At 64.7% G+C, this 9,920-nt stretch carries 12 protein-coding genes; 5 read left to right on the top strand and 7 right to left on the bottom strand.

All coding sequences use genetic code 11. The annotated features are described in order from the left end of the window. Positions 1-6 precede the first annotated feature (6 nt). The 3 genes from ACVW1C_RS02710 to ACVW1C_RS02700 form a co-directional block, all read right to left on the bottom strand. Entirely contained in the window at positions 7-993 is a 987-nt protein-coding gene (locus ACVW1C_RS02710; protein WP_456757063.1) for a polysaccharide deacetylase family protein, read from the bottom strand. A gap of 164 nt (positions 994-1,157) precedes the next feature. Further along, a complete protein-coding gene (locus tag ACVW1C_RS02705; RefSeq protein ID WP_456757062.1) occupies positions 1,158-1,727 on the bottom strand; it encodes a glutathione peroxidase in 570 nt (189 codons plus the stop codon). 83 nt (positions 1,728-1,810) lie between these two features. Further along, on the bottom strand, positions 1,811-3,547 hold the full coding sequence (locus ACVW1C_RS02700) for a L,D-transpeptidase family protein (protein ID WP_456757061.1): 1,737 nt from the start codon (positions 3,545-3,547) through the stop codon (positions 1,811-1,813). 223 nt (positions 3,548-3,770) lie between these two features. Between ACVW1C_RS02700 and ACVW1C_RS02695 the strand changes: the two genes are divergently transcribed. Further along, positions 3,771-4,331 (top strand): CreA family protein, encoded by a 561-nt coding sequence (locus ACVW1C_RS02695; protein WP_456757060.1) that lies wholly within the window; start codon positions 3,771-3,773, stop codon positions 4,329-4,331. 127 nt (positions 4,332-4,458) lie between these two features. Here the strand turns inward: ACVW1C_RS02695 and ACVW1C_RS02690 are convergent, their stop codons facing one another. Then, positions 4,459-4,686, bottom strand: coding sequence for a hypothetical protein (locus tag ACVW1C_RS02690; protein ID WP_456757059.1), 228 nt, complete (start codon positions 4,684-4,686; stop codon positions 4,459-4,461). A gap of 427 nt (positions 4,687-5,113) precedes the next feature. On the opposite strand from ACVW1C_RS02690, the gene ACVW1C_RS02685 reads away from it, so the two are divergent. Further along, a complete protein-coding gene (locus tag ACVW1C_RS02685) occupies positions 5,114-5,272 on the top strand; it encodes a hypothetical protein (protein ID WP_173643233.1) in 159 nt (52 codons plus the stop codon). A gap of 39 nt (positions 5,273-5,311) precedes the next feature. Then, the gene (locus ACVW1C_RS02680; RefSeq protein ID WP_456757058.1) at positions 5,312-5,719 is read left to right on the top strand and encodes a hypothetical protein; all 408 of its coding nucleotides are present in this window, start codon (positions 5,312-5,314) and stop codon (positions 5,717-5,719) included. Positions 5,720-5,774: 55 nt separating this feature from the next. Here the strand turns inward: ACVW1C_RS02680 and ACVW1C_RS02675 are convergent, their stop codons facing one another. From ACVW1C_RS02675 to pdxR, 3 genes are read right to left on the bottom strand one after another with little or no spacing between them, the layout of a single operon-like run. Then, positions 5,775-6,017, bottom strand: coding sequence for a DUF6719 family protein (locus ACVW1C_RS02675; RefSeq protein ID WP_456757057.1), 243 nt, complete (start codon positions 6,015-6,017; stop codon positions 5,775-5,777). An 11-nt stretch (positions 6,018-6,028) separates the two neighbouring features. Continuing rightward, positions 6,029-6,178: a hypothetical protein gene (locus ACVW1C_RS02670; RefSeq protein WP_456757056.1), complete on the bottom strand. Its 150-nt coding sequence runs from the start codon at positions 6,176-6,178 to the stop codon at positions 6,029-6,031. Positions 6,179-6,224: 46 nt separating this feature from the next. Continuing rightward, on the bottom strand, positions 6,225-7,739 hold the full coding sequence (gene pdxR / locus ACVW1C_RS02665; RefSeq protein WP_456757055.1) for a MocR-like pyridoxine biosynthesis transcription factor PdxR: 1,515 nt from the start codon (positions 7,737-7,739) through the stop codon (positions 6,225-6,227). Positions 7,740-7,845: 106 nt separating this feature from the next. On the opposite strand from pdxR, the gene ACVW1C_RS02660 reads away from it, so the two are divergent. Both ACVW1C_RS02660 and ACVW1C_RS02655 read left to right on the top strand, forming a co-directional pair. Beyond that, positions 7,846-8,538 (top strand): pyridoxamine 5'-phosphate oxidase family protein, encoded by a 693-nt coding sequence (locus ACVW1C_RS02660; RefSeq protein WP_456762985.1) that lies wholly within the window; start codon positions 7,846-7,848, stop codon positions 8,536-8,538. A gap of 54 nt (positions 8,539-8,592) precedes the next feature. Continuing rightward, positions 8,593-9,870: an ArgE/DapE family deacylase gene (locus ACVW1C_RS02655; protein WP_456757054.1), complete on the top strand. Its 1,278-nt coding sequence runs from the start codon at positions 8,593-8,595 to the stop codon at positions 9,868-9,870. Positions 9,871-9,920 lie beyond the last annotated feature (50 nt).

Raw genomic sequence — 9,920 nt, 5'->3', positions numbered from 1 at the left:
GCGCGGTTACTGATCGACGGTGGTGACGACGCTGTTGACCGGCCGCGAGCTCACGGTCGGCAGCTTGACGTCCTTGGCGAGCTCCTGCTCGTATTGCGGCAGCACGGTCGCCGGGAATTTGGCGCGCATCGCCACCACCTTGTAGCCGCCGGCCTTGAGCTGCGTCAGCAGCGTCGGCAGGGCTTCCGCGGTGTGCTTCTGGAAGTCGTGCATCAGGATGATGCCCTTGCCGAGCTTGGCGAGCTTCTTCATCACGGTGTCGATCACCTGTTGCGGGTTCTTCGACTTGAAGTCGAAGGAGTCGAGATCGCAGGAGAAGATCGCGATGTTGCGGTTGCCGAGATAGGTGACCATCTCCGGCGGATGCTGCAGCGCCGGGAAGCGGAAGAACGGCGAGGGCGACGTCTCGAGCGCCCACTTGACCGCCGCGAGGCCGCGCTCGATCTCGTCCTTTTTCTGATCCTCGGTCAGCTTCTTGTTGTTCAGATTCTCGTGCGACCAGGTGTGCGAGCCGACGGTGTGGCCGGCGGCATAGACCTGGCGCAGGATCTCCGGGTGATAGGTGGCGTGCTTGCCGATCGGGAAGAAGATGCCCGTGGTGCATTCATCCGCGAGCGCCTTCAGCACCGCCGGTGTGTTGGCCGGCCACGGACCGTCGTCGAAGGTCAGCACCACCTCATGGTCGCGCAGGAAGTCGAGCTGCTTGAAATGCTCGAAGCCGAAGCCGGGACCGCCGGTGGTGTCGATCTCGACGGTGCGGGCGACGCCGAGCGCGTTCGGATTGTTGCAGGCGGCGCGTGCCGGTTGCGGCGGTTGCTTCGGTGGCACCTGAGCGGCCGCTGCGGCGGGCGGCGGTGCGGCTGCGGCAGGCGCTGGAGCTGCGGCCGTCGGTGCCGCGGCGGCGCCCTTGGCGGGCGGCGTCTGCGACCAAGCTGCGCTCGACGCGAGCAACGATACGGTCCCTGCGAAAATCAGACCTGCCGCAATGCGCATGGCGTGTTCCCTGCTGATCGCGCGCCCGGTGCTGGCACTGCCGCAACCAAGGCCGCTTCACCCCCAAACCGATCGTACCCTAGTCACAGTGCCGACGCCAAGGCAATGAACGTGGCGGGGTTCCGTCCGAAATCCCAGTTAATTCCGGGGATTAAGGCCGCCTCTCAGGCCGCTGCCAGTGCCCGTGCGATCCCGGTCTTGATCCGCGTGTCGTCCGGCGTGACCGACTCAGGGAAGACGTCGGCGATATAGCCGTCGCGGCCGATCAGGTATTTGTGGAAATTCCAGCGCGGCACGTCCTTCGGCCGTGCCTCCGCCGCCCAGCGGTAGAACGGGTGCGCGTTTGCGCCCTTGACCACGACTTTTGCCGCGATCGGGAAGGTGACGCCGTATTGATGCTGCGCGGTCTCGGCGATCTCGGTCGGGCCGCCGGGTTCCTGGCCGCCGAAATCATTGGAGGGTACGCCGATGATGACGAAGCCGCGATCGCGAAATTCGGTCCACAATTGCTGCAGGCCGGCATATTGCGGCGTGAAGCCACAGAGCGAGGCCGTGTTCACGATCATCAGCGGATGGCCGGCATAGTCGGCAAGGCGAATGTCGCCGCCGGAGAGTGCCGGAAATGAGAAGGCGTAGGCCGTGATCCGGCTCATCGCCGGCTGCTCCGCATGCAGCGCACGGGATCCTGCAGCTGCGGCCAACGCCGCCACGATCAGTGTCCTGCGGTCCATCATGGTCTCGTCCCCGGAACAGATGTCACTGACATCATAATCCAGTGGGCGGGCGCAGGCTTTCAAGAAGGCGTTATATGTCGCAATCAGCGCAGCGGCAGGATGAAGTCGGTGCCTTCGCCGGTCTCGCCCTGGTTCACGCCGAGGTCGGAGACGATGATCGATCCGCCGGTGCCGAGCGCTTCGTTGATCCGCGCCATCGCGTCGGCCGGAATCGTGATGCGGTCGAGCGCCTCGGCCGGGGTGTTGGTCGCCGGCTGCGGCTTGACCTCGGTCGGCGCTGCGGCCGCCAGCTTGCGACGATGCGCGGCGCGCTCCTCGACGTCGATGCGGGCGGCGTTGCGGGTCGGCAGCGTCACCACCGACCAGCGCAGCAGGTTCGCATCGGTCTTGTCGGCTTCCGCGGTGAACACATGCGTGCCGAGCGGCCGGTCGCTCGCCGCGATCGTCACCGGCACCTCGAACAGCGGCGCAAAGTTCTGCCGCACATAGAGCTTGGAATCCTTGCGGCTGATGAACACCGCGATCTGTCCGGCGTGCTTCGGCGCGTCGATCCTGGCGACGCCCGGCAGCCGTGCCGGATCCTTGGCGGCGTCCTGTTTGGCATCGGAAGTATCAGCGGCCTCGGCCGGCTTGTCCGCCGTCTTGATCACATTCGCCGCGTTGGCGGCGTCCTTGGCCGCGTCAGTCTTCGATGCGTCGGCCTTGGGTGCCTCGGCAACGCCAGGCTTGGCGGCGTCCGGCTTCGGCTCGTCGACTTTGGCTTCGGCCTTCACCGGGTCGCTTGCGGACACCCCGGACTTCGGCGTGTCGGTGCTGCCGGTGGTTTCGCCGACCGTCTTGTCGTCGGTGCCGATGCTGCTGTCGCCAGCGGCGGAGTTGGCCTCGGCCGGCTTGTCGGCCGCGGCAGTCTCGGTCGCCGTCGTCTCGGACTTGTCGGCCGCGATCTTCTCCGCAATGGCGTCGCGCGCGGTCGAGGAGGACGCATCGGACATCGTCGCCGACATTGCGCTGCTGGCGTCGGCGGTGTGGGTGTTGTCGCGCAGCGACGCGGGCGCATGGCCGACGCTGCTGCGCAAGTCGAGACTGGATTGCTTGTCCGCACCCTTGTCGCTCTTCACGCCGAGCGGCGCATCCATCTTCAGGACTTCATCGGCAACCGGCTGCTGCGGAATGACCTTCTGCGTCGCCAGCAGCGGATGCGAGAAACTCTCCGGCGAGATCGTGCCCGGCGTCACGAACACGCGGGCGCCCATCCGCGTCCAGTTGTACATCTTGACCGCAAACGACATCGGCATGCGGATGCAGCCATGCGAGGCCGGATAGCCGGGCAGCACACCAGCGTGCATGGCGATGCCCGACCAGGTGATGCGCTGCATGTACGGCATCGGCGCGCCGCTGTAGATGTTGGACTGGTGGTATTTCTGCTTCTGGATGACGCTGAAGACACCCATCGGAGTCGAATGCCCCTTCATGCCCGTCGATACCGGGCTCTCGGCGTAGAGGCCGTTGGCGTCGTAGATGCTGACGCGCTGCTGGTCGATCGAGACCGAGATGATCAGGGGACCCTGCGGCTTGCGGCCGGCTTCCTTCTCGATCGCCGGCTTCTTCTTGGCCGTGCTGCGCTTCGGCTTCGGTCGGATCTGCTGCGGCGGCATCGGCTCGACATCACCGTAGTAGCCGGAGTCACGGTTCCAGTAGAACAGGGCTGCATCGGCCTGCGAGGAGGCGGCCACGGTGCCGGCCGCCGTCAGAATTGCAAACTGCCAGAACCGCCCATTCGCAGAATCAAAAATCGAAATCCGACGTCCGCTTGCGCGCATATTCCGAATCCCAGTCCAAACTATCTGTTGGTTGTCGCAGACGCCGAACGCGTTCACCAGCGCAAGCGATCTAACCCTTCCGTGAGGGGCGATCTTTCAACGAAACAGTAGCAAAAAAGCCTCACAGGAGGTTAAAGCGCCTGGTTTGATCACCGAACTGTCAGCGCCTTCCTGTGCGGCGTTTGCGCACTACATAGGCGGGATCGACCCCTCGGAGACCTCCATGACATCGAGAAATGTGAGCTTGTGTGACGTGCCACTGTTGTCTCGATGGGGCTACGCGGCGCTGCTGATGTTGCTGGCTTTGGGGTCGGCCGTTCCCGCGGCCGCGGCCGACGAGCCGGACCTGATCTTTCGCCGCTCGACGGTGTTCAAATGGGTGAGCCCCAACGACAAGCTTGCGACCTATGGCGTCGACGACCCCGAGGTCGAGGGCGTCGCCTGTCACTTCACCGTGCCCGAGAAGGGCGGCTTCAAGGGCTGGCTCGGCCTTGCCGAGGAAGTGTCCGATATCTCGCTGGCTTGCCGGCAGATCGGGCCGATCCGCTTCAAGGGCAAGCTCGGCCAGGGCGACGACATGTTCAGCAAGCGGCGGTCGCTCTTCTTCAAGAAGATGCAGATCGTGCGCGGCTGCGACGCCAAGCGCAACGTGCTGGTCTACATGGTCTATTCCGACAAGCTGATCGAGGGCTCGCCGAAGAACTCGACGTCGTCGGTGCCGATCATGCCGTGGGGCGCGGCCGACGCTACCGCCGTGCAGAAGTGCGGCGAGTTCATTCAGTAGCGGGACCATGGGCTCGGCCTGGGCGGCTGACGCGGCAGACGAGCAACGCATGATCCGGAAAAGTGCGAAGCGGTCTTCCGAAACATCATGCGCGAACAAGTAGCTAAAGCGCGATCTTCAACGCACTTTAGCGCTTGATTTGCCCGACCTGCTTCGCGCCGATACTGAGGTTTGGCTTGACCTTCGGGTCGCGGCAACCGACGAGGTGGACCAGCTTCTGCTGCGCGCACTCATTGTCGCCCATGACATAAGCGCCTTGTTGCGGCATCGCGGCCGTCATCTGTTGCTGCCGGCCGGATTTGCCGGCCGCGGATGGATTGCCAACACCGATGTTGCCATTGCCCACGACGGACATCCTTCGTTGGATCGGGAATCACGACAACGTGCCACCGCCGAAATGGTTGCACCGCGCCCAGATGAGTCGGCCAAACCGCCGGCCGGTTCACGCCGCCCTTGCCATACTGCTTCCTGTCTCAGCAGAGGAAAGTTAAGAAAGCGCGGTAGCCCGCTCAATTTGCATGCATAATCCGCGGGCAAAGTGCAGCCTGCCGGGCAGGCCCCTCGGTTGCGCGGAATTTTGAACGCGCTCAGGGCGTCGCACTCTCACTGAAAACATTGGTGTTTTCCGGCTAATGTTTCGTGGGCTGGCCGCTGACGAAACAATTCTCCGGCTGACGAAACCATTTTCAGCTTGTTCCGCAGAACTCCCGAAACGCCAGATCGTTATCAGTCGGTCAACACAACGGCGCCGGGCGCCGAACAGGAATGACGGAGACTGTCAGATGCGGACCATGAGCCTGATCCTTGCCTTCGCTTTCGTGATGGCCGGTTCGTCGATGGCTGGTACCCCGGACAATGGCTTGCCCGGCATCGGCACCTTCTCCTACAACGGCTCGCCGGTGGTCACCTCGGCCCCGATGGTGATGGCGCAGGTCAACTGAGCGCGACGCGACAAACAGAACTGCCGGTAAAGGCTCCCCATGTTGCTCCGTATCTGTTCCGCCGCGATCCTGGCATCGGTCGCCTTGATGAGTCTCTTGGCAGGTTCCGCGCAGGCCCAAGCGCAACTTCCGCTCGACTCGATACAGATCCGGTCGCTGTACCGCGTGCCCGAACCGCGCGACGAGTTCGTGCGCCAGTGCGCGCCGCATATGCTCGGGCGCTGGGCGCATCCCGAGGCCGTCTGCGGTTGCCTGCATGACCATGCTGCCGCGACGGTGGACGATCCCGATCTGCGCCAGGCGCTGCTGCGCGGCATCAGCGAGACCGGCGTGCCGACCATCGAGACCGATTGGGTGCCGCCGTCCAAGCAAAACGAGATTGGCCCGACCTTCACCAAGATCGCCAAGCCGACGCTGCAATGCATGTTCGAGCCGATCACGAACTGAGCGGCGCGTTACCGATGCAATGATGGACGAGGTAGCCTCGCGACAGCGGGGCGCTTTACTTTTTGCCGAGGCGCGGCACGCAGCTTTGGGTCCGCACCACGCCGTTCTGGCTCAGCTTGGCGCCGATCACCTGTTTGATCTGCCCGGCCGGGCAGGAGCCGTCATCGACCAGGATGCGCTGACCGACCCGGAGGTCGACGATGTCAGTCTCGCGCATGACGGTCTGTGCGGAGGCGGAATGAATGATGGCGACAAGTGCTGCGGCGCTGACCAGCGCGACCGATCCAATGCGCGGCATCGCAGCCTCCTTCACTTGTTCTGGATCTTGACCCCGTCGGGGCCGACATTGATCTGCAATCCGTCGGGCTGCTTCTTTGCCTGATACAGATTGTAGCCGAGCATCCCTGCGATCACGACCAGCGCACCGATCACGAGATACAGGACGTTGCGATTGGGCATCCGGTATCTCCGTAGGCGGACACTGACTGAACGCGGGCGACCTTAGTCAGGTGGTTTCGATTCTCCTAGAGCGCTGCGGCCTGGCTGATCGCTTGACGGATATCTTGCGCATCGCGCGCAGCGCAGCCAGCGTTGTCTTCGCCAATTGTTCCGCCGACGCGACGAGTTGCGGAACCGGATGACCGGAAAATCCCAGCACGAAGCCGGGCAGTGGGCGTGCACGATGATAGGTCTCTGCGAGCAGCCAGCCGCCGACACCGGCAGCCGCCTTGGCCCGTGCGGCAACCAGCGGATCGGTCGCGGGATCGAGCCGCGCCACGAGATGCAGGCCTTGCGACGGCACGGGAACCGTGAGCTCGCCCTCGGATGCATTCGTGAGTGTCGACGCCAGGACGTCGCGCGCCTCGCGATAGAGTTTTCGCGATTTGCGCAAGTTGGCAGCGAAGGCGCCGGAGTTCAGCATGTCGGCGACCGCGCCTTCCATCAAGATGCCAGGAAAGCGATCGAGCGCGGCACGCGCCGCCGTCACCGGACCGATCAAGGCTTCGGGCAGCGCGCAGTAGCCGATCCGCAATCCCGGAAACAGCGTCTTTGCAAACGTGCCCATGTAGATCACGCGGCGCAAATGATCGATGCCGGCGAGCGAAAGCAGCGGCGCGCCGTCATAGCGGAACTCGCTGTCGTAATCGTCTTCGAACACGAAAGCGCCGGCGTCCCTGGCCCAGTCGAGCAGCTCGAGCCGGCGCAGCATCGACATCTGCACGCCGAGCGGAAACTGGTGCGACGGCGTGACATAGGCGGCGCGCGCAGCGGGAGCAGATACGCGTCCCCTGTCGATGCGCATGCCCGAGCCGTCGACCGGCACCGACACCGGGCGATAGCCGCAATGCTCGATTGCGCGCCGCGCCGCCGGATAGCCGGGGTCCTCGCACCAGACCTGGTCGCCGGGCTTGAGGATCGCCCCAAGCACGATGCGCAGCGCATGCAGCGTGCCCGAGGCTAGCATGATCTGGTCGGGATCGCAGCGCAGCCCGCGCGCCGACAGCAGGTGGTCCGAGATCGCGGCGCGCAACTCGCTGCTGCCGCGGGGATCACCGTAATGCAGATGCTCGGAGCCGAAGGCGCGCAGCCGTCGGCCGGCGAAGGCGCGGAAGCGCTGCAGCGCGCGCTCATCGATATGGGTGCAGCCGAGCGACAACGCATTGTGCTGCGGCGGCTCGATCTCGATCTTCGCGCGTCGCGGCGCCGTGGCCTTGGCCGGAATGCGCGCCGCGACGAAGGTGCCGGAGCCGGTGGTCGCAACCGCAAAGCCGTCGGCGATCAGCCGCTCATAGGCCGTGGTGACCGCGTTGCGGCGAAACCCGGTCTGTCTGGCCAGCGCGCGCGACGGCGGCAGCGGCTCGCCCGGCTTGACGAGGCCGCCGACGATGGTGTGGCACAGCGCCTGATAGAGCCGCTGCTGCGAGGCCGCGCCCGGCGTCACGTGCGGGCCGGTGAGGTCGAGCGGCAGCTCGGGCTTGCGCGCCGCGGGCTTGCGGGAATTGGTCGGAATTTTTCGCATGGAATTGGCACTATCGCAGACCAAATGGGCCGCTACAACTCTGGACAGATTCCAGATTTCGAAAGGCACTGCCGTGACCGAAGGCGCGTCCACTCCGTCCTACCCCATGTCGTCCCGCAACCGGGTCAAGCGCCGCCATGACCGCGGCTTCTACGACCACGCCACCGTGCACAAGATCCTGGACGCCTCGATGCTGTGCCACGTCTCCTACGTGATCGACGGCCAGCCCTATTGCACGCCGACCTTCTTCTGGCGCGAGGGCACCAAACTCTATTGGCATGGCTCGAGCGCGAGCCGGATGCTGGAGAACCAGTCGGAAGGGCAGCGGGTGTGCCTGACGGTCGCCCATCTCGATAGCCTGGTGCTGGCGCGCTGCGGCTTCAACCATTCGGCCGATTATCGCGCGGTGATGGCGTTCGGCTCGGCCTATCTCGTCACCGATCCCGAGGAGAAGGAGCGCGCGATCGTCGCGATGGTCGACCGCTTCTTTCCCGAGCGTACCGCCAGCTTGCGCGCCAGCAACAAGCAGGAAATCAAGGCGACCTCGTTCATCGCGATGGAAATCGAGGAGGCCTCGGCAAAGGTGCGCGCCAAGGGCGTCGCCGATGACGATGAGGATTACGAGTTGCCGATCTATGCCGAGCGCATTCCGGTGCGCACCGTGCTCGGCGCGCCCGAGCCGTGCCCGCGGCTGCTCGACGGCGTGACGCGGCCGACAACGCTCGATGGCTATTCGGAAGGCCGTCTGCTCGAAGATGCATTGCGGGATGCCTATTTTGCGCAATACAAGGAGGGATGAAATCGGGTTACGGTGCGGCTCCCGCCTTTCTGATTTCCTCGATGGAGCCAAAGCATGACTGCCGAGACGCAACAACGAATCCTTGCCGCCGTTGACGAGGGATTCGATGCGCAGCTTGCGACGACGCAGGCCTTTGTCGCGATCCCCTCGACCCGCGGCGCCGAGGGGCCGTGCCAGGACATGATCGGCGATCTCCTGCGCGCGCGCGGCTATGAGGTCGACGACTGGCACATCAATCTCGACGAGCTGAAGGATTTGCGCGGCTTCGGCCCGATCGAGCATGATTTCTCCAAGGCGCGCACGGTGGTCGGTACCTACCGGCCGGCCACCAACGCCGGCAAATCGCTGATCCTGCAGGGCCACTGCGACGTGGTGCCGACCGGTCCGCTCGAGATGTGGGAGACGCCCCCGTTCTCGCCGGTCATCAAGGACGGCAAGTTGTACGGCCGCGGCGCCTGCGACATGAAGTCCGGCACCATTGCCGCGCTCTACGCGCTGGATGCGATCAAGCAAGCCGGGCTGAAGCCGACGGCGCGGATTCACTTCCAGTCTGTGATCGAGGAGGAGAGCACCGGCGTCGGCGCGCTCTCGACCTTGCAGCGCGGCTACCGCGCCGATGCGTGCTTCATCCCGGAGCCGACCAACGGCAAGATGATCCGCTCGCAGGTCGGCGTGATCTGGTTCCGCCTGAAGGTGCGCGGCTTCCCGGTGCATGTGTTCGAGGCCGGCGCCGGCTCGAACGCGATCATGGCGGCGTATCATCTGGTGCATGCGCTGGAGAAGCTCGAGATCGCCTGGAACGAGCGCGCCAAGGCCGACCGCCATTTCAAGGACGTCAATCATCCGATCAACTTCAACCCGGGCATCATCAAGGGCGGTGACTGGGCCTCCAGCGTGCCGGCCTGGTGCGATGTCGACTGCCGCATCGCGGTGCTGCCGGGCTGGTCGATCGCCGAATGCCAGCAGGAGATTCTGGCCTGCGTCTCGGCTGCGGCACGCGATCACCGCTTCCTCTCCAACAATCCGCCGCAGGTGGAATGGTCGGGATTCCTGTCGGAAGGCTACGAACTGGTGAACTCCGAGGCGCCGGAAGCCGCTTTCGCCAGGGCGCATCAGGCGGTCTATGGCGGGGCGGTGGAAGATCGCGCCTTCACCGCGCTGACGGATACGCGCTTCTACGGCCTGAACTACGACATCCCGAGCCTCTGCTTCGGCGCCAGTGGCGCGGCGATGCACGGCTTCAACGAATATGTCGAGCTGGACTCGCTGCGGAAGTCGACCAAGGCCACCGCGCTGTTCATCGCGGAGTGGTGCGGGGTGGAGAAGGCGTAACTGCCCCGTTTGCGTCATTGCGAGCGAAGCGAAGCAATCCATCTCCCCTC

It is taken from the genome of Bradyrhizobium sp. USDA 4011, assembly GCF_054063415.1.
The sequence above is the reverse complement of the archived record's forward strand: the minus strand, read 5'-3'. Positions and strand labels throughout refer to the sequence as shown.